The 19,635-nt window shown below is 72.1% G+C and carries 13 protein-coding genes; 12 read left to right on the forward strand and 1 reads right to left on the reverse strand.

The window, feature by feature from the left end; all coding sequences use genetic code 11:
* The first annotated feature begins 100 nt into the window (after positions 1 to 100).
* The 3 genes from recQ to AC3RX0_RS11525 all read left to right on the forward strand — a co-directional run bounded on the left by recQ (position 101) and on the right by AC3RX0_RS11525 (position 4,995).
* Positions 101 to 2,065, forward strand: a complete 1,965-nt coding sequence (gene recQ, locus AC3RX0_RS11515) for a DNA helicase RecQ (protein ID WP_491506343.1) — start codon at positions 101 to 103, stop codon at positions 2,063 to 2,065.
* A 133-nt stretch (positions 2,066 to 2,198) separates the two neighbouring features.
* On the forward strand, positions 2,199 to 3,881 hold the full coding sequence (locus AC3RX0_RS11520; RefSeq protein ID WP_491506120.1) for a formate--tetrahydrofolate ligase: 1,683 nt from the start codon (positions 2,199 to 2,201) through the stop codon (positions 3,879 to 3,881).
* 268 nt (positions 3,882 to 4,149) lie between these two features.
* Positions 4,150 to 4,995, forward strand: a complete 846-nt coding sequence (locus AC3RX0_RS11525; protein ID WP_491506121.1) for a serine protein kinase RIO — start codon at positions 4,150 to 4,152, stop codon at positions 4,993 to 4,995.
* Positions 4,996 to 5,007: 12 nt separating this feature from the next.
* On the opposite strand, the gene AC3RX0_RS11530 is transcribed toward AC3RX0_RS11525, so the two are convergent.
* On the reverse strand, positions 5,008 to 5,502 hold the full coding sequence (locus AC3RX0_RS11530) for a GNAT family N-acetyltransferase (RefSeq protein ID WP_491506122.1): 495 nt from the start codon (positions 5,500 to 5,502) through the stop codon (positions 5,008 to 5,010).
* Positions 5,503 to 5,655: 153 nt separating this feature from the next.
* Here AC3RX0_RS11530 and AC3RX0_RS11535 point away from each other — a divergent pair, with 153 nt between their 5' ends.
* The 9 genes from AC3RX0_RS11535 to AC3RX0_RS11575 all read left to right on the forward strand — a co-directional run bounded on the left by AC3RX0_RS11535 (position 5,656) and on the right by AC3RX0_RS11575 (position 19,619).
* Positions 5,656 to 7,773: an acyl-CoA dehydrogenase family protein gene (locus tag AC3RX0_RS11535; RefSeq protein ID WP_491506123.1), complete on the forward strand. Its 2,118-nt coding sequence runs from the start codon at positions 5,656 to 5,658 to the stop codon at positions 7,771 to 7,773.
* A 390-nt stretch (positions 7,774 to 8,163) separates the two neighbouring features.
* The gene (locus AC3RX0_RS11540; protein ID WP_491506124.1) at positions 8,164 to 9,363 is read left to right on the forward strand and encodes a Gfo/Idh/MocA family protein; all 1,200 of its coding nucleotides are present in this window, start codon (positions 8,164 to 8,166) and stop codon (positions 9,361 to 9,363) included.
* 23 nt (positions 9,364 to 9,386) lie between these two features.
* Entirely contained in the window at positions 9,387 to 10,697 is a 1,311-nt protein-coding gene (locus tag AC3RX0_RS11545) for an ABC transporter substrate-binding protein (protein ID WP_491506125.1), read from the forward strand.
* A gap of 4 nt (positions 10,698 to 10,701) precedes the next feature.
* The gene (locus tag AC3RX0_RS11550) at positions 10,702 to 11,652 is read left to right on the forward strand and encodes a carbohydrate ABC transporter permease (RefSeq protein ID WP_491506126.1); all 951 of its coding nucleotides are present in this window, start codon (positions 10,702 to 10,704) and stop codon (positions 11,650 to 11,652) included.
* A complete protein-coding gene (locus tag AC3RX0_RS11555; RefSeq protein ID WP_491506127.1) occupies positions 11,649 to 12,557 on the forward strand; it encodes a carbohydrate ABC transporter permease in 909 nt (302 codons plus the stop codon). The genes AC3RX0_RS11550 and AC3RX0_RS11555 overlap by 4 nt, the downstream gene beginning before the upstream one ends.
* A 103-nt stretch (positions 12,558 to 12,660) precedes the next feature.
* A complete protein-coding gene (locus AC3RX0_RS11560) occupies positions 12,661 to 13,458 on the forward strand; it encodes a DeoR/GlpR family DNA-binding transcription regulator (protein WP_491506128.1) in 798 nt (265 codons plus the stop codon).
* A 67-nt stretch (positions 13,459 to 13,525) separates the two neighbouring features.
* Positions 13,526 to 14,065 (forward strand): DNA-3-methyladenine glycosylase I, encoded by a 540-nt coding sequence (locus AC3RX0_RS11565; protein ID WP_491506344.1) that lies wholly within the window; start codon positions 13,526 to 13,528, stop codon positions 14,063 to 14,065.
* A gap of 29 nt (positions 14,066 to 14,094) precedes the next feature.
* Positions 14,095 to 16,920 carry an ABC transporter permease family protein gene (locus tag AC3RX0_RS11570; protein WP_491506129.1) on the forward strand — a complete coding sequence of 942 codons (2,826 nt, stop codon included), beginning with the start codon at positions 14,095 to 14,097 and terminating at the stop codon, positions 16,918 to 16,920.
* The gene (locus AC3RX0_RS11575; protein WP_491506130.1) at positions 16,917 to 19,619 is read left to right on the forward strand and encodes an FtsX-like permease family protein; all 2,703 of its coding nucleotides are present in this window, start codon (positions 16,917 to 16,919) and stop codon (positions 19,617 to 19,619) included. Before AC3RX0_RS11570 ends, AC3RX0_RS11575 begins: the two co-directional genes overlap by 4 nt.
* Positions 19,620 to 19,635: the final 16 nt, after the last annotated feature.

Here is a 19,635-nt window from a genome sequence, read left to right on the forward strand (position 1 = left end):
GGAGGGGGTGAGCATTCCCGCCGGCGACCCGTACGCAGACATCGTCTGGGACGATGCCGACGCGCCGCCGGACGAGTGGGCTCCGCCCGAAGACGGGTGGATGCCGCCGCCCGACGAATCTCGGATTCCTGACCGAGCGCGGCGAGACGACGAGCGGGCAGGTGATCGGGGCGTTTCGACTCGCTTCGCTCGCGGGGCGACCGGGAGAGGCGGCGTGCCCGATGAGCCGAACCGCCGCGACTTCACGGCGACCGACCCGCTCGCGGTGCTGCACGAGGTGTACGGGTACGACGCGTTCCGCGGCGACCAGGCCGCGATCGTCGAGCAGGTCGTGGCCGGGGGCGACGCCGTCGTGCTCATGCCGACCGGCGGCGGCAAGTCCGTCACCTACCAGGTGCCGGCGCTCGTGCGAGAGGGCACGGGCCTGGTCGTCAGCCCCCTGATCGCGCTCATGCACGACCAGGTCGACGCCCTGCGCGCCAACGGCGTGAACGCCGCATATCTCAACTCGACGCAGACCCCGCCCGAGCGCGCCGAGGTCGAGCGCGCGTACGTGAACGGCGACCTCGATCTGCTGTACGTGGCGCCCGAGCGGCTCAACCTCGCCCAGACCACGGCGCTGCTGCAGCGGGGCCGGCTCAGCGTCATCGCGATCGACGAGGCGCACTGCGTGTCGCAGTGGGGCCACGACTTCCGTCCCGACTACCTCGCGCTGGGCGACCTGGACGAGCGGTTCCCCGGAGTGCCGCGCATGGCGTTGACGGCCACCGCGACCCGGGCGACGCACCGCGAGTTGACCGAGCGGCTGCGCCTTTCCGACGCGAAGCACTTCGTCGCGAGCTTCGACCGCCCGAACATCCAGTACCGCATCGAGCCGAAGGTCGAGCCGCGCAAGCAGCTCGTGCAGTTCATCCGGTCGCAGCACGAGGGCTCGGCCGGCATCGTCTATGCCCTGAGCCGCAAGAGCGTCGAGCAGACCGCGGAGTACCTGCGCGGTCAGGGCATCGACGCGCTGGCGTACCACGCGGGCCTCGACGCGTCCGTGCGCGCGCGGCACCAGTCCCGGTTCCTGCGTGAGGACGGCGTCGTGATGGTCGCCACGATCGCGTTCGGCATGGGCATCGACAAGCCCGATGTTCGCTTCGTCGCCCATGTCGATCTGCCGAAGTCCGTCGAGGGCTACTACCAGGAGACCGGGCGCGCCGGCCGTGACGGCGAGCCCTCCGTGGCGTGGATGGCCTATGGCCTGGGCGATGTCGTGCAGCAGCGGCGCCTGATCGACGCGTCGCCCGGCGACCGCACGTTCAAGATGCGGCTGGGTCAGCACCTCGATGCGATGCTCGCCCTGTGCGAGACGGTGGGATGCCGGCGCCAGAACCTGCTCGGCTACTTCGGCGAGACCTCCGAGCCGTGCGGCAACTGCGACACCTGCCTGCAGGCCCCCGAGACGTGGGACGGGCTCGTTCCGGCGCAGAAGCTGCTGTCGACGATCGTGCGGCTGCAGCGCGAGCGCGGCCAGGCGTATGGCGCCGGACACCTCGTCGACATCCTGCGCGGGGCGAACACCGAGCGCATCGTGCGGTTCGGCCACGAACGGCTGGCCACCTACGGCATCGGCGCAGACCTCTCCGACCAGGACTGGCGCAGCGTCGTACGGCAGCTGCTGGCGCGGGGCATCCTGGTCGCGAAGGGCGAGTACGGCACGCTGGCGCTGGGGGATGCCGCGGCCGGCGTGCTGCGCGGCGAGACCGACGTGCCGCTGCGGCGCGACGCGCTCGGGCGGGGCGGATCCCGGTCGAGTGAGCGCGCACGCAAGGCTGCGGCATCCGAGTCCCTGGACCCGGCCGATCGCGACCTGTTCGAAGCGCTGCGCACCTGGCGCGGCGGCGTCGCCCGCGAACAGGGTGTGCCCGCTTACATCGTGTTCGGTGACGCGACGCTGCGGGCGCTGGCCGAGCACCGGCCGGACACGCTCGACGACTTGGACGGCATCAGCGGCATCGGCGCCAAGAAGCGCGAAGCGTACGGCGAGGCCCTGCTCGCGGTCATCGCCGAGGCCGGCTGACCGGCGAACCGCCGGGCGGCGCATCCGGACCGTTCGATCCACCGCGCCCTCATCGACTCTGCCCCTAGGCTGGCCGAAGCCGTGCATGACGCGGTCGCCACATGACGCCCACGAGGCCTCGGGAGGTTCGAGGATGAGCCTGAGCAACATCGAGATCGCGCAAGCCGCGCACCTGCTGCCGATCGGCGAGATCGCCGACCGGCTCGGCATCCCCTCCGAGGCGGTGATCCCGTACGGCACGACGAAAGCGAAGATCTCGCTGCCGTACGTCACCGGCATCCGATCCCGCCCGCAGGGCCGGCTGATCCTGATGACCGCGATGTCGCCGACCCCGGCCGGCGAGGGCAAGAGCACGACCTCGGTCGGCCTCGGCGATGCCCTGACCCGCATCGGAGAGAAGGCGATGATCTGCCTGCGCGAGCCTGCGCAGGGCCCGGTGTTCGGCATGAAGGGCGGCGCGTGCGGCGGCGGTTACGCCCAGGTCGTGCCGATGGAGGACATCAACCTGCACTTCACCGGCGACTTCGCCGCGATCGCGGCAGCGACCAACCTGCTCGCGGCGCTCATCGACAACCACATCCACCACGGCAACGAGCTCGGCATCGACGTGCGGCGCATCAGCTGGCGGCGCGTGCTCGACATGAACGACCGTGCGCTGCGCGACACGGTCATCGCCCTCGGCGGCCCGGGCAACGGCTATCCGCGCGAGACCGGCTTCGACATCGTCGTGGCCAGCGAGGTGATGGCGATCTTCTGCCTGGCCACGAGCCTGGCTGACCTCAAGCAGCGCCTCGGCGAGATCATCGTCGCCTACACCCGCGACCGGCGCCCGGTGCGCGCTCGCGACCTGAACGCGCACGGCGCGATGACGGCGCTGCTGCGCGACGCGCTCGCCCCGAACCTCGTGCAGACCATGGAGCACACGCCCGCGTTCGTGCACGGCGGGCCGTTCGCGAACATCGCGCACGGCTGCAACTCGTACCTGGCCACGAGCACCGCCCTGCGCCTGGCCGACTACGTCATCACCGAGGCGGGGTTCGGCTCGGATCTGGGCGGCGAGAAGTTCGTCGACATCCTCTGCCGCCGCACCGACCTGCGACCGTCGGTGGCGGTCGTGGTGGCCACGGTCCGTTCGATGAAGTACCAGGGCGGAGTGGATGTCGCAGACCTGGCTCGCGAGGACGTCGCGGCCCTCGAGCGGGGCGTCGTGAACCTGCAGCGGCACCTGTCGAACGTGCGGGACGTGTACGGACTGCCCGCGATCGTCGCGATCAACCACCGCGCCGAGGACTCGGCGGCCGAGACCGACGCGCTGATCGCGGCGTGCGCGCAGGTCGGTGTGACGGCGATCGTCGCGACGCACTTCGCCGACGGCAGCGCGGGCGCCGAGGCGCTCGCGCGCGAGGTCGTGCGGGTGTGCGACGAGAACCCCGAACCGGCCGAGCCGACCTACACGTATCCGCTGGAGGCCCCGCTGTGGGACAAGATGCAGACGATCGCCCAGCGCATCTACGGGGCGGCCGGCATCAGCGCCGACGCCGGTGTGCGCGCGCAGATCCAGCGACTGCAGGACGATGGCTACGGCGACCTGCCGGTGTGCGTCGCCAAGACGCAGTACTCGTTCTCGACCGACCCGTCCGCCCTCGGCGCCCCGACCGGCCACACCGTCAACGTGCGCGAAGTGCGGTTGTCGGCCGGAGCCGGGTTCGTGGTGATGATCTGCGGGGCGGTGATGACGATGCCGGGCCTTCCGGTGCGGCCGGCCGCGGCATCCATCGACGTCGACGACGAGGGCCGCATCACCGGCCTGTTCTGACGCGCGGTCGCTGAGCGAGGATGCGCGACCCGCGATCCGAGCCGAGACGTGGCTGTGTGCGTCGTTTCGACTCGCTGCGCTCGCTCAACGACCGGGGGACTCGCGGAGCGACCGGGGGCGGGGCTAGGCTCGTGCGCACCGGGATGCGCCCGGGATGTGAGGAAGGGAGGCAACGATGCACACCGTCTTCGTCGCGCCCTCCGCCGACATCCATCCCTGAGAGGCCATCGCCGCACGAGTGGCCTCCGTCCTCTGGAGCATCCCACCCGTGACCACTTCTTCCGCGTCGTTCGACGCTTTCGACGGCCTTGAGCTCGCCTTCGCCGACGTCACCCTGCGTGACGGCCAGCGCTGGACCACCTGGCTCGACGCCCTGCCCACCGAGCGCGGCCCCGAGCCGCGACCCGACTGGGTCGTGACCTCCGCCGGCGCCGTCGACACCGAGCTCGGCATCCTCAAGACCGGCAAGGAGGGCGACGTCTTCCTCATCGAGCGCGGTGTGCCCGACGATCCCGCCACGAACGTCGTCCTGGCCGCCAAGCGCTACCGCGGCGAGGAGCACCGCAGCTTCCACCGCTCCGCCGTGTACACCGACGGGCGCGGCACCGACAACTCCCGCGACACCCGGGCGCTCGCCAAGAAGACGGCCTACGGCCGTTCGGTCGCGGCCGCGCAGTGGTCCTACGCCGAGTTCGAGGCGCTGTGCCGACTGTGGACGCTCGGCGTCGCCGTGCCCTACCCCGTCCAGGTGACCGGATCCGAGGTGCTCATGGAGTTCATCGGCACCGGCACCGTCGCCGCCCCGCGCCTGGCCCAATCGAAGGAGCGCGGCGACGCATTGCGGGGCCTGCACGAGCAGACGGTCGAGATCATGCGTGCCCTCGCCCGCGCCGGCTACGCCCACGGCGATCTGTCGCCATACAACCTGCTCCTGCACGAGGGCCGCGTGGTGGTCATCGACCTGCCGCAGATCGTCGACCTCGCCGCCAACCCGCAGGGTTTCGACCTGCTGCACCGGGACTGCGTCAACGTCTGCGACTGGTTCGCCCGCCGCGGTGCGGACTGCGACGTCGAGGAGCTGTTCGCCGAGCTCGTCGCCGAGGCGTTCGGGTGAGGGGCGTGCCGGTCAGGGATGCCGGAGCCCGAGCACCCACACATTGCTGGTGAGCTCGCCCCCGCGCCACGGCTCGGTGCGCGTTCCGGCGTGCGTGAAGCCCGCACCGCGGCACAGTGCGTTCGAGGCGGGGTTGTCGACGCCGGGGTAGGCGACGAGCAGATCGCGGTCGCCGCGTGCGGCGACGCGGGGGATCAGCATCCCGAGCGCTTCGCGAGCGACGCCCCGCCCTTGGAACTCCGGCAGCGTGTTCCACCCGGTCTCGTATGCCGGCGTCCCCTCGTGGTCGATGTTCCAGAACCCGATGCCGCCGGCCGGCTCGCCGTCGACCTCGATCCGGTACATCTCGGCCTCGCCCGAAGCAGACAGCCGCAGGTACCGCCGGTTGCGCTCGACGAGCTGCTCGGCCGTCTCGGGACCCCCGATGAACCGGGTCATCGCCGGCGTATTGGCGCGCTCCAGCAGCGGCAGATCGGCCTCCGACCAGGGTTCGAGTGCGACGTGCATACGTCGATCATGACCCGGCCCTCCGACACGGTGTGCGGATGCCACAATCCGGGCCCGCGACGAGCACCGGCCGGGTTGTGGCATCCCACCACGGAGTTGGGGCGCAGTTGTGTGAGACCTACCGTCAAGGGGTACCCCTGCGAAAGGTTCCCCATGGCCGACGTCGTCCGTTCGAAGAAGCCGTCCACGCACAAGCACACGCCCGAGGGCGGCGCCCCCACCGCCGCGCACTCCGCCGCCGAGGCGAGAGAGGCGCGCATCGACGTTGCACGCGTGACCGAGCTGCTGCTCGGCACGTGGGCGCAGGCGCGGCTCGAGTCGCGCGAGATGATCAAGGATCCCGCGTTCTGGCAGATCCACGGGCAGCCGGTGGCCGAGCACCGCGAGCGCGTGTTCGGGCAGCTGCAGCTGTTCGTGCAGGCCGACGCGAGCGGGCGGGCGTTCCCCCGCGCGCACGGCGGGCAGGAGGACAACGGCGGCAACCTCGCCTCGTTCGAAGAGCTCGTGCTGGCCGATCCCAGCATGCAGATCAAGGCCGGCGTGCAGTGGGGACTGTTCGGCTCGGCCATCCAGCAGCTGGGCACGAAGCCCCACCACGACAAGTGGCTCGCCGACGTGCGCACCCTGGCGCTGCCGGGCGCGTTCGCGATGACCGAGATGGGGCACGGGTCGGATGTCGCGGCCATCGGCACGACGGCGACCTACGACGTCGAGACCGAGGAGTTCGTCATCCACACCCCGTTCCGCGCGGCCACGAAGGAGTTCCTCGGCAATGCCGCCATCCACGGCCGGGCGGCTGCCGTGTTCGCGCAGCTGATCACCGGCGGCGTGAACTATGGGGTGCACTGCTTCTTCGTGCCGATCCGAGACGCGAACGGCGCCACCCTGCCCGGGGTCTCGAGCGAGGACGACGGCGTCAAGGGGGGCCTGAACGGCATCGACAACGGCCGGCTCGCGTTCGACCACGTGCGCATCCCGCGCGAGAACCTGCTCAACCGCTACGGCGACGTGGCCGCCGACGGCACCTACTCCAGCGACATCCCGAGCCCGGGCCGCCGCTTCTTCACGATGCTCGGAGCGCTCGTGCAGGGCCGCGTCTCGCTCGACGGCGCGGCGACGACGGGCGCCGCGCTCGCCGAGCACATCGCGATCACGTACGCCGGGCAGCGCCGCCAGTTCGACTCGGGCGCCGGCACCGACGAGGTCGTGCTGCTGGACTACGGCAAGCACCAGCGCCGGCTGCTGCCGCGCCTCGCGCAGACGTACGCGCAGTTCTTCGCGCACGACCAGCTGCTGCGCACGTTCGACGGCGTGTTCAGCGGCGCGCACGACACGCCGAGCGAGCGCGAGAACCTCGAGACGCTCGCCGCGGCGCTCAAGCCCCTGTCGACCTGGAACGCACTGGATACGATCCAGGAGTGCCGCGAGGCCTGCGGCGGCGCCGGTTTCATGGCCGAGAACCGGCTGGTCGACCTGCACCACGACCTCGACGTGTACGCAACGTTCGAGGGCGACAACAACATTCTGCTGCAGCTGGTCGGCAAGCGCCTGTTGAGCGATTTCGCGAAGCAGTTCAAGGAGAAGGATGCCGCCGCCCTGGCCCGCTTCGCGGTCGGCCAGACCGCGGGCCGGATCTTCCACGGGGCGGGGCTGCGTCAGCTCGGCCAGTCGGTCGCCGACTTCGGGTCGACCGCGCGCTCGGTCGAGCTGGGGCTGCGCGCCGAGCAGCAGCACGAACTGCTGGCCGGACGCGTCGAGCAGATGGTGACGGACGTGGCCACCGCGCTGCGCCCGGCCGCGAAGCTGTCGCAGGCCGAGGCCGCCGCCCTGTTCAACGAGCACCAGTCCGAGCTCATCGAGGCCGCCCGCGCGCACGGCGAGCTGCTGCAGTGGGAAGCGTTCGCCGAAGGCGTCGCCGGGATCGAAGACGACGACACCCGTCAGGTGCTCACCTGGCTGCGCGACCTGTTCGGTCTCTGGCTGATCGAGCGGCACCTGGCCTGGCACCTGGTCAACGGGCGCCTGTCGGCCCAGCGCGCGGCATCCGTCACCCGCTACATCGACCGGCTCTGCGCCCGGCTGCGCCCGCACGCGCAGGACCTCGTCGACGCCTTCGGCTTCGCGCCCGAGCACGTGCGCGCACCCATCGCCCTCGGCGGCGAGCAGGAGCGGCAGGACGAGGCACGCGCGTACTACGCGGCGCTGCGCGCGGCGGGTGAGGCGCCGATCAGCGAGAAGACGCTGCGCAAGCAGGCATCTGCCGGCAAGTGACGCCGCCGGCGACGAATGCCCGAATCATCACGGAACGATAACGATCAGGGATCGACTGTATCGTTTCGGGCTCCTCGGGGCATCTACATAGTGAGGGCAGGCTTCGGCGCCCCATCCATCGGGCCCATCGGGCTGGGGTGAGGCGCATGCCTTCGCGGGGACCGCGGTCGGGAACGCGGTCCCCTTTCTCGTGCCCGGTGGGGGCGGCCTCGCGGGATGGACGGACGCCTCGGCGAGCGGGCAAGGGCAGGGGGAGTGCGCGAATGCGCAGTTTGAGTGATTGTTTGGGCGGAAAGGCGCGCAAACATTGCGGAAGAGTGATCGCTTTGCCACCATGAGGGCCCAGGGCGGCGCGCAGAGGCGCCACGCCGCGCAGAGAGGCGAGGCACGGTGGACGACACGATCACGGGACGACCGCTGCGGGTGGGCGTCGTGGGAGCGGGGCAGCGTGCGGCGATCGCGCAGCACCTGAGCAGCACGGGCGTCCCGGCCGCCGTGACCGCCGTGGCCGAGCCGTCCGATCGCGGCCGGGTCACGGCATCCCGCATGTTCCCCGACGCGACCCTGTTCGACGACCACCGGGCGATGCTCGCGGCGGGGGGCATCGACGCGGCGATCGTGACGACACCCGACTGGACGCACGCCGAGATCGCGATCGACCTGCTGCACGCGGGCATCCCCGTCTATCTCGAGAAGCCGATGGCGCTCACCGTCGACGACTGTGACGCGATCCTCGCCGCCGCGGCCCGGAGCGGGACGTTCCTGTACGTCGGGCACAACTTCCGGCACGCGGGGGTCGTGCGCCTCATGCGCGAGATCGTCGACCGCGGCGAGATCGGCGAGGTCAAGGCGATCTGGTGCCGGCACTTCGTGGGCAACGGCGGCGATTACTACTTCAAGGACTGGCACGCCGACCGGCGCAAAGTGAACTCGCTGCTGCTGCAGAAGGCGTGCCACGACATCGACGTCATCCACGCTCTGGCCGGCGGCTACACGCAGCGCGTCGTCGGCATGGGGACGCTGGCCGTCTACGGCGACATCACCGATCGTCGCGACCGCTCCGGCGAGCGCGTGCAGGAGTGGTTCTCGTTCGAGAACTGGCCCCCGGCCACCCAGACCGGGCTGAACCCGGTGGTCGACGTCGAGGACGTCTCGATGGTGCTCATGAGCATCGCCGGCGGCGTGCAGGCCAGCTACGAGCAGTGCCACTTCACGCCCGACTACTGGCGCAACTACACCGTGATCGGCACCGAAGGGCGCCTCGAGAACCAGGGCGACACCGCCGGTGGGTCCGTCACGGTGTGGAACCGGCGCCGCAACTGGGACCTCGGCGGCGACCGGTCGTACCCGATCGCCGGCGTCGCCGAGGGCCATCAGGACGCGGACGCGATCACGATGACCGAGTTCGTGCGCCACGTCGCGCTCGGCGAGCCGGTGACCCTGTCGCCGATCGCCGCTCGGCAGGCCGTGGCCGTCGGGGCCCTGGCCACCGAATCCCTGCGCGACGGATCGACGCCGCGCGACATCCCCGCCGTGCCGGCAGAGTGGCCGGTCCGATCCACCGATGCCGTCGGCGACCGACATCGCTGACGGCGCCCCGAAAGGAACACAGCATGCCCCCCAACACCTCGCGCCGCGCCCGCCGCGGCACAGTCCTCGCCGTCGTCGTCGGTGCCGCGATGCTGCTGGCCGGCTGCGCCGGATCCAGCGGCGCTCCGCAGGGCGATGCGTCCTACACCCCCGCGCCCAAGGACCTCAAGGCGAAGATCAGCTACGCGCTGTGGGACCAGAACCAGGTCGCCGCCATCAAGGCCAACATCGAGGGGTTCAACAAGGAGTATCCGAACATCGACGTCACCGTCGACGTCACGCCCTGGGCGAGCTACTGGACCAAGCTGCAGACCCAGGCCTCGAGCAACACGCTGCCGGACCTGTTCTGGATGAACGGGCCGAACTTCCAGCTGTACGCGTCCAACGGCAAGCTCGCACCCATCACCGGCCAGGTCGAGGCCGGCGAGATCGATCCGGCGAACTACTCGAAGGCCCTGGACGAGATGTACACGTACGACGGCACGGCCTACGGCGTGCCGAAGGACTTCGACACCATCGCGGTGTGGGCCAACAAGGCTCTGTTCGAGAAGGCGGGCGTGCCGCTGCCGGCCGCCGACTGGACCTGGGACGACTTCCAGAAGACGGCCGCCGAGATCTCGAAGAAGCTCAAGGCCTCCGGCATCTACGGCGCCGCCGCCGGGATGGACGGGCAGACCACCTACTACGACACGATCTTCCAGGCCGGCGGCAGCGTCGTCTCGCCCGACGGCAAGACGTCGGGCTACGACACCCCCGAGGCGGCCGCGGGCATCCAGTTCTGGACCGACCTGATCGCGTCGGGCGCCTCGCCGTCGATCCCGCAGCTGACCGACACGAGCGCCGACCAGTGGTTCACCTCCGGCAAGCTCGCGATGTACCAGGGCGGCAGCTGGTTCCGTCCCGCGCTGATCGGCACGCCGATGGAGAAGGATGTCGTCGTGATCCCGCTGCCCCGCGGCAAGGAGCAGGCCACCGTCATCCACGGCGTATCGAACGTCGTCGCGGCCGCCTCGAAGAACAAGCAGGCGGCCCAGGCGCTGCAGTCCTACCTCGCCGGCAAAGAGGCCCAGCAGCAGCAGGGCGACATGGGCGCCGTGATCCCGGCGTTCATGGGGACGCAGGACGCGTTCACGGCGTCGATGCCGAACGCCGACCTGCAGGTGTTCCTCGACGCGGTGGCCTACGCCAAGCCGCTGCCGATCTCGAAGAACACGGCCGCGTGGAACGCGTTCGAGACGAACCTGCTGCCGTCGGCGTTCGACGGATCCAAGCCCGTGCCCGAGGTGCTCAAGGACCTCGCCGGTCAGATGAATGCGGCCCTCGCGAAGGAGTGACGCCGTGGCCTTCGACACGCAGGCGCCCGCGCGCACCGCGTCGGGCCGTGCGCCCGCCCCCGCCCGCACCCGCGGGCGGGGGCGGGCGCGCACGGACGGGGCGTGGCCGTGGCTGTTCGCCGGCCCCCTCCTGCTCGGGGTCGCGGTGTTCTACCTGTGGCCGATCGTCCAGACGTTCTTCTTCTCGTTCACCGAGTGGGGCGTCTTCGGCGGGGTGAGCTTCGCGGGCCTGGCGAACTACGCCACCATGTTCGCCGACCCGCAGCTGTACCAGTCGCTGGCGAACACACTCGTGTACACGGCGATCGTGCTGCTCGGCATCCCGATCGCCGTGTGGCTTGCGAGCCTGCTGAACACACCGGGACTGCGGTTCGCGCAGTTCTACCGTGTGCTGTTCTTCCTGCCCTACGTCGCGATGCCCGCGGCGATCGCGCTGGTCTGGCGCATCATCTTCAACGGCGACTTCGGCGTGCTGAATCAGACGCTGTCGCTGGTCGGGATCAAGGGCCCGTACTGGATCTCCACACCCGGGTTCGCCCTGGTGGCCGTCTCGATCGTCGGGCTGTGGTCGTCGGTCGGCTTCTCGATGATCATCCTCGGCGCCGGGCTGAAGGACATCCCCGCCGAGCTGTACGAGGCCGCGCGCATGGACGGCGCGAGCCGGTGGCGGCAGTTCCGCTCGGTCACCGTGCCGCTGCTGACCCCGAGTATCTTCTTCGTCCTGATCATCACGACGATCGGCAGCTTCCAGCTGTTCGACCTGCTCTACGCGATCCTCGGCAGCACCAACCCGGTGATGCCCAAGACGATGTCGCTGGTCTTCTACTTCTATTCGACGGGCTTCATCCAGAACGACAAGGGCATGGCCGCGGCGATCGCGATCGTGATCTTCGCGATCATCGGCCTGGTCACGCTCCTGCAGTTCCGCGTGCAGCGACGGTGGGTGAACTCATGACCGACATCCCGGTTGACGAGCTGACCGGCACCCGCGCGATCGTGACCCACGGCGCCACGCCCAAGCGGCGCGGCCGGCCCCCGGTGCAGCGCGAGGGCCGCGTGTGGTGGATCCACGTGGTGCTGGGCGTCGGCGGGTTCATCATGGCGTTCCCGTTCCTGTGGCAGATCGTCATGTCGCTGTCGACCCAGGCCGAGGTGCAGTCGGTGCCGCCGACGTTCTGGCCGCACGAGCTGCAGTGGTCGAACTTCGCCGAGGTGTTCCAGCGCCTGCCGTTCCTGCAGCAGCTGCAGACATCGGTGGCGATGACCGTCATCCAGACCCTCGCGCAGATCGTGCTGTGCACGTTCGCCGGCTATGCGTTCGCCCGCATGCGCTTCCGCGGGCGCGCGCTGCTGCTGGCGCTCGTGCTGTCGATCCTGCTCGTGCCCTCGCAGGTGTACCTGCTCTCGCAGTACCAGATCGTGCAGTCGCTGGGCTGGCTGAACACGCTCCTGGGCATCGTCGCACCGGGCCTGTTCAGCGCGTTCGGCACGTTCCTCATGCGCACCGCATTTCTGAGCCTGCCCGTCGAGCTCGAAGAGGCGGCCCGCATCGACGGCGCCAACCCGTTCCAGGTCTTCACCCGGGTCATGCTGCCGCTCGTGCACCCGAGCATCAGCGTGCTGGCGATCACCACGATCCTGTTCTCGTGGAACCTGCTGCTGTGGCCCCTCGTGGTCGCGACGCAGGCCGAGAGCATGCCGCTGTCGGCGGGACTGGCCACCCTCGCGGGCGACCGGCAGATCGACTACCCGGTGCTGATGGCGGCCAGCCTCATGGCGATGGCGCCCGTGCTCATCATGTTCATCGTGCTGCAGCGCCGCGTCATCGACGGGCTCGCGACGTCGGGGCTGAAAGGATGACGCATGCCGGTCGGGACGGAAGGTGACGCATGGCGGCAGCCCGCGTAACAATGGATGTGGAACTGCACGTCGGGGGGACGGACGTGCGCGATTGGCGGTCATCGTGACAACTCGCACCCTTCCCGAATTCACCGGGTCGGCGAAGCGATCCCGACGGATGGCCGACATCCTCGACGCGATCGCCGAGCGCGGCGACGCCTCGATCGCCGAGCTCACCGACATGTTCGAGGCGTCGGCGGCGACGATGCGACGCGACCTGTCGGCGCTGGCTGAACAAGGGCTGATCGTGCGCACGCACGGCGGCGCCCGGGCCACCGGCACGGTCGCGGAGCTGCCCGTCGCTCTGCGCGACACCCGCTTCCAGGACGCGAAGCGGCGCATCGCGCGGGCCGCCGCCGCCCGCATCCCGCGGGAGCGGCACGCCGTCGCGCTCAGCGGCGGCACCACCACCGCGGGCGTGGCCCGTGAGCTCGCGCACCGCCCCGATCTGACGATCGTCACGAACTCGCTGACGATCGCGATCCAGGTGGCCTCGAACCCGCGGCTGAAGGTCGTGATGACGGGCGGGATGCTGCGGCCGCAGTCGCTGGAGCTGGTCGGCGTGCTCGCCGAGGGCACGTTCACGGCCGTGAACGTGGGCACCGCGATCCTGGGCGCCGACGGGGTCTCGGCCGAGGCCGGGATCACGACGCACGACGAGATCGAGGCCCGCACGAACCACGCGATGGTCGCCAAGGCGCGGCGGACGATGGTGGTCGCCGACGGCTCGAAGATCGGCCGGGCGGCGCTGGCGCGCATGACCGACAGCGACCAGATCGACGTGCTCATCACCGACACGTCGGCCGACGAGCACGAGTTGGACCGGCTGCGCGCGCTGGGGGTCGAGGTGGTCGTCGTCTGACGGGGTCGGGGGTGGCGGATAGTCTGACCCGGTGAGCGACAGCCTGGTGACCGGCCCGGACGGGCGTATGCGCTGCGCGTGGGTGGGCGACGACGCCGAGTACCGCCGCTACCACGACGAGGAGTGGGGCACGCCGCTGCACGGTGACCGGCCGCTCTACGAGAAGATGACGCTCGAGGGCTTCCAAGCGGGGCTGAGCTGGATCACGATCCTGCGCAAGCGGCCGCGGTTCCGTGAGGCGTTCGCCGCGTTCGATCCGGCCGTGGTGGCGCGCTTCGGCGACGCCGACATCGAGCGGCTGATGGCCGATGCCGGCATCGTGCGCAACCGCGCGAAGATCGAGGCCGCGATCGGCAACGCCCGGCTGGTCGACGACATGGCCGACGGCGACCTCGACGCGCTCATGTGGTCGTTCGCGCCCGCGGCGCGCGGCGCGCGGGCGACCGCCTTCGGCGTGCTGCCGGCATCCACCCCCGAATCCACCGCGATGAGCCGAGAGCTGCGGCGCCGCGGGTTCCGGTTCGTCGGACCCACCACGATGTACGCGCTCATGCAGTCGGCGGGAATGGTGGACGACCACCTGGCGGGGTGCTGGCGGGCCAGCTAGCCTATAGGTCGCACCAACGGAGGAGCTGCATGCTGTTCGCCGTACGCCGTGCCGCGCAGCATGCCGGGCACCTGGCGGTGCTCGGCGTGGTCGCCGCCGCGTTGGGCGGGACCCTCGCCGGCGCCGGCGCGGTCATCGACCACGCCGTCGACGGCGGTGTCGCGCAGGTGGTGGCCGACGCCGACCCGATGGACCGCTCGGTCGTGATCGACGCGCCGCGGGACGGCACGGACCCCAAGGCGGTGGATGCCGCGATCCGGGCGGCGTTCGGAACGGCGGCGCACGCCGACCGCACCGCGTGGGCCGAGGCGCCGCTGGACGACACCGGTGCCGACGGCGCCCGGCCGGTCACGTCCGTCGTGCTCGTCGCCGACGCCGGCATCTCACGCCAGGCGACCCTGACGCAGGGGTCGTGGCCGTCCGGCGGCGAGGGGGCGATCGCCGAGGCGGCCGCGCAGCGGCTGGGCGTGGGCCCCGGCGACACGATCGTCAGCGGCGGCGCGCGAATCCGGCTGGTCGGGCAGTGGCGGCCCGCCGATGCGGCAGCGTCGGTCTGGGCCGGTCAGCCCTCGGTCGCCTCGGGCCTGGACGGGGCGGCGGCGGGGCCGGTGCTGGTCGACGAGGACGTGATCGACGCCGTCGGCCAGGGCGTGCGCGAGAGGTGGACCGTGTCGGCAGCGCACCCGGTGACCGACGCCGCGATCGCCCCGCTGCGCGCCGGGATCGCGCGGATGTCGACGGCGGTCGACGAGATGAACCAGAACGGGGTGGGAGTGCGCATCTCGGGCGGCTGGGACGCGACGCTGGCCCGTGCGGCCGGCGCCTCGGCGGCGAGCCGCAGCATCCTGGCCATCCCGGTCGTGCTGCTGGTCGTCGTGGGCGCCCTCGTGCTCGGCGTGCTCGCCCGCGGGATCGGCCGGCGCCTGGCCGACGAGATCGACCTGCTGCGGCGACGGGGCGCCTCGCGCGCCGCCGTGCTGGCCGAGGTCGCGGGTGCGGCGGGGCTCATCGGCGTCGTCGCGCTCGCCGTCGGCACGGCCGCGGGCGTGCTGGCCGGATCGTCGCCCGCGGCGGCTCTGGGGCCGGCCGCAGTCAGCGCGGCCGGCGCGTTCGTGCTGATCACCGCCGTGTTCACCGGGGCGGCCCTCACGGGGCTCGGCGCGCGCGGCGACGTCACCCGGCAGACGGTCGCCGGCATCGCCGGGGCCGCCGTGTTCGCAGCCGTCCTGGCCGGGCTCGCCGCCGCGCAGCTGCTGACCGCCGGGCTCGCCCCCGACGGGTCGGCCGACATCGCGGCCGCCGCCGCTCCCGCCCTGGCCATCATCGCCGCCGGGCTCGTCGGGGCGCTGGTCGCGGGGCCCGTGGCATCGGGGGCCGCGCGGGCTGCACGCGGCACGCGCGGCCTGGGCGGTGTGCTCGCCCTGCGTCGCCTGGCCCGCCGTGCGCCGATCGTGCTGGCGGGCGTGCTGAGCCTGTCACTGGCGGCCGGGGCGATCCTGTTCGCGGCGGTCGCCGTCGCGGGCGCCGGCGACGCCGCGCGCAATGGCACCGACGCCGTCGTCGGCGCGGACGTGCGGGCGGTGTACGACACGTCGCCGATCGTGGACGGCACGTCCCCGACGCTCGACGCGCGCAGCATCGACGCCCCGCACGCGCGCGTGCACACCGCGTTCGTCTCACCCATCACGTCGGGCCAGGTCGGCGGGCAGCTCGTGGCGCTGCCCGCGGCCGTGCTGGCGCGCGAAGCGCAGGTCCCGGCATCCACCCTCGATCCGGGGGTCGCAGCGGCCCTCAGCGACACGCTCGCCGTGGACGTGACCGCCTCGCCCCCCGAGGGCCTGACGCCGACGCCCGGCCTGAAGGTCACGATCCGCGCCTGGCTGACCGACCCGTCGGGCGCGGCGCGCGTGATCACGCTCGGCACCGTCGCGCCGGACCGGACGAGGCATCGGCTCACCGCGGCCGTGCTCTCGGGCGACCGGCTCGCCGCCGTCGAGGCATCCGCCCCCGGTCCGCAGCAGAACGGAGAGGCGACCGCATCGTACGAGGTCCCGCTGGGCAGCGATGGTTCGGGGATCTTCGAGAGCGGCGGCAAGGCCGCCCCCGACACGTCGAGCGACGTCGGGGTGCAGGCCACCGCGCACGGCGCCGACCGCGAGGCCTCGTTCGCCATCACGCTCGACAGCCACAGCCGACACGGCCGGGGGCTGGCGATCGGCGACACGGACGCGCGCGCTGCCATCGTGGTCACCCGGTCGTTCGCCGACGCCCTCGCCCTGCACGACGGCGACACCGTGGCCATCGGCCTCGGGACCCTTGCCCGGCCGATCGACGCCGTCGTGGTCGCCGTGCGGGATCGGCTGCCGGGGATCGGTGGCGCACCCGGCGTCGCGATGGACCTGACCGCGCTCACCGGCCGGGCTCTGCAGCTGGGCGGCTCGGTGCCGGCGGCCAACGAGCTGTGGGCCCAGGCCGCCGACATCGCAGGCACGTCGACGGCCCTGCGCGCGGCGTCGCGCACACCGGTGCGGATCGTGACCGCCGCCTCGATCGGCAGCGCCCCGCTGGTCGATCCGATGTTGGCGATGGTCGCCACCGGCGTCGCGATCGTCGCCCTGCTGGCCGTCGTCGGGTTCGCCGCAGTGGCGATCGCCGGCATCCGCGACCGGCGCGACGAGGCCGTGCCGCTGCGCGCGTTCGGATTCACGTCGGCGCATCAGAAGCGTTCGACCGCGATCGAGCTGACGGTCTCGGCCGGGATCGCGGTGATCGTGGGCGCGGGAGCCGGGGTCGCGATCGCGGTCTGGCTGGGACCTGCCCTGGTCGGCGCCCTGACGATCGGGGGCGCGGCATGACCGCCCGCCGCCGCATTCCCGGCATCCTGCTCGCGCTGCGGGCGGTGACCACCGCCCCGATCGCGTCGCTGGTCGTCGTGCTCGTGGTCGCGGTGATCGCCCTGGCAGGCGCCGTCGTGCCCGCCGTGATCGAGAAGGCCCAGACCGACACGGTGCGCGCGCAGCTCGCGACGCTGCGCAGCGAGACCATCGACCCGGTGGCCAACCTGCGCGGACCGGCCGTGCCCGGCCAGGCGGCCTCGACCCGCACGCACCTGGGCGCCGATGCGCAGTGGTGGGGGCAGCCGTTCGCGGGCGCCGAGCGCATCCTGCCGCAACTGCCGCACCCGCTGCGCGACGTGTTCGGCCTGCCCCGCGTGTTCGTCACGGTCGACAGCCGGCCGGCGATCCCCGCGAAGGGCGCGGCGCCCGCGAACAAGGTGCAGATCGTGCTCGACCCGCTGTTCGCCCGTCGGGTGCGCTTCGTGGCCGGCACGATGCCCGACGTCAGCGCCGACGGCGACCCGGTCGTGCAGATCGCGCTGTCGCGCGAAGCCGCCACCACCCTGCAGTGGCACGTGGGCGACAAGCGCGGCATGAGGGGCTCCGCCGCGCCGGCGACCGTCGAGCTCACCGGCGTGTACGAGGTGAAGGACCCCGCCGACCCCGACTGGACGCATCAGCGCACCGGGCTGAAGACCGGGCTGGAGGTCTCGCCGATGGGCGACAAGATCCTGCTCGCGACCGCGTACGCCGCGCCCGGGATGCTCCGCGAACTCGGGCCGCTGGGCGGGACGACCTCGACCACGGTGTGGTTCCCGCTGCTGGTCGACCGCATCGACGGCCCCTCGGCCGCCACGATCGCGACGGAGCTGCGCGGCTTCGTCGGCGAGAACTTCGACTACAACGTCAACAGCGAGCTGTGGTTCCAGACCGGCCTCGCGTTCAGCACCGCGGCGCCCAATGCCCTCGACGCGGGCGCCGCCAGCGGCGACGCGATGGTCGCCGTCGTCACGCTCACAGCCATCGGACCGCTGCTGGTCGCGATCGTCGCCGCGGCGATGACGGGACGGATGCTGGGGATCCGGCGCTCGACGTCGGTGCGGCTTGCTCGCGCCCGAGGCGGATCCGTCGCCCTGCTTTCGACACTGCTGGCCGCCGAGGGTCTTGTGCTCGGCGCGATCGGGGCGATCGCCGGCGGTGTGATCGCAGCCCTCACGGCCGGCTGGGTCAGCGCGATCGCCGCGTTCGTCCCCGTCGTCGTGGCGCTGACGCCCGCCGTCACGGTCCCGGTGACCGCGTTCGCCGCCGCGCACCGGTCCGCGCGATCCGACCTGGGCGTCGCCTCCAAGCCCCTGCGCCGTCGGCGGCTGCTGGTCGAAGCCGCCGTGGTGGTCGCGGCCGCCGCCGTCGTCGCCGCGGCGATGGCGGGCGGGGGAGCGGGCGCCGTCGACCCGATCCGCGCCGCCGTGCCGGCAGCCTTGGCGGCGATCGGCTGCGTGGCCGTGCTGCGACTGGTGCCCTGGGTGCTCACCGCCGTCGAGGCGGCGCTGCGCGCAGGACGCGGCGTCATGTCCGTGCTCGGTCCCGCGCGCGCCCGCCGGGGGCGCACGCTGCCCGTCGCACCGGCGCTCGCGGCCATCGTGTGCGTGGCCGGTGCGATGTTCGCGGTGATCTTCGGCGCGACCGTCTCTGCCGGGCTCGCGGCATCCGCCCGCGCGACCGTCGGCGCAGACGTGCAGGTCACCGCCACCGCGCTGGACGCGCAGGCGCTGCGCGCCGTGCCGGGAGTAGAGGCCGTCGCCGGCGTGTACGCGGACGCACAGCTGCCCGCCAATGGCGCGAAGCAGTGGGTCACGCTCACGGTGTATGCGATCGACGCGGCCGAGTTCGCCCGCGTGCAGGCCGGGGTCCCCGATGCGCTGCCGCTGCCGGCCGGGATGGCCGATGCAGGAGCCGGCGCCGTGACCGCCGTGGCGTCGCAGGCGGCGGTGGATGCGCTCGGCGGAGCGGACCTCATGATCCACGGCGTCGACCTGCACATCGCGGCCACCGCCGACGGCGCGGCGTTCGCGCCCGTCGCGCGGTGGATCGTGATCGACCGCGCGAACGCCGAGCGCATCCTCGGCGGCGGAGCGGTCATGCAGACCGCGCTGCTGTCGCTGAGCCCGGGCGCCGATCCGGCGCAGGTCGCGGCATCCCTGCGCACGGCCGCGGGCGATGCCGGCCGTACTGTCACGCCCGCGCAGGTGGTGGAGGACCGCAGCACCGACCCCGCCCTGGCGACCGTGCAGCGGGTGCTCGCGGCATCCCCCGCCATCGCCACCGTGCTGCTGGTGTTCGCCGTGATGATGACGCTGCTGCGCGGAGCGCCGTCGCGCGGTCGCATGATGGGACTGCTGCAGGCGCAGGGCTACCCGCGCGGTCGCGAGCTGCCGCTGGTGGCGTGGGAGGTCGGCCCGCCGCTGCTGATCGCGCTGCCGGTCGGGCTCGCGGTCGGGTACCTGCTGCCGATGCTTCTGCTGCCGGGCGTCGACCTGACCCGCTTCGTCGGCGGGCGCGCCCAGCCCGACCTGGCTGTGCACAGCTGGATACCCCTGGCCGTGTCGGCCGCGTTCGTGCTGATCGCGGCGATCGGGATCGCCCTGGCGGCGGTGGTCGCGTCCCGGGTCAGCGCCGCCAGCGCCCTGCGGCGCGTCGACGAAGAGGCGGACACGTGAGGAAGGGAACGACATC

It is taken from the genome of Microbacterium sp. W1-4-2 (genome assembly GCF_058349885.2).

What these genes read in the sequence shown, in the direction of transcription:
- recQ (WP_491506343.1), top strand. Translation starts at nt 101, where the DNA reads ATGCCGCCGCCCGACGAATCTCGGATTCCTGACCGAGCGCGGCGAGAC.
- AC3RX0_RS11520 (WP_491506120.1), top strand. Translation starts at nt 2,199, where the DNA reads ATGAGCCTGAGCAACATCGAGATCGCGCAAGCCGCGCACCTGCTGCCG.
- AC3RX0_RS11530 (WP_491506122.1), bottom strand. Translation starts at nt 5,502, where the DNA reads ATGCACGTCGCACTCGAACCCTGGTCGGAGGCCGATCTGCCGCTGCTG.
- AC3RX0_RS11535 (WP_491506123.1), top strand. Translation starts at nt 5,656, where the DNA reads ATGGCCGACGTCGTCCGTTCGAAGAAGCCGTCCACGCACAAGCACACG.
- AC3RX0_RS11545 (WP_491506125.1), top strand. Translation starts at nt 9,387, where the DNA reads ATGCCCCCCAACACCTCGCGCCGCGCCCGCCGCGGCACAGTCCTCGCC.
- AC3RX0_RS11555 (WP_491506127.1), top strand. Translation starts at nt 11,649, where the DNA reads ATGACCGACATCCCGGTTGACGAGCTGACCGGCACCCGCGCGATCGTG.
- AC3RX0_RS11565 (WP_491506344.1), top strand. Translation starts at nt 13,526, where the DNA reads ATGCGCTGCGCGTGGGTGGGCGACGACGCCGAGTACCGCCGCTACCAC.
- AC3RX0_RS11570 (WP_491506129.1), top strand. Translation starts at nt 14,095, where the DNA reads ATGCTGTTCGCCGTACGCCGTGCCGCGCAGCATGCCGGGCACCTGGCG.
- AC3RX0_RS11575 (WP_491506130.1), top strand. Translation starts at nt 16,917, where the DNA reads ATGACCGCCCGCCGCCGCATTCCCGGCATCCTGCTCGCGCTGCGGGCG.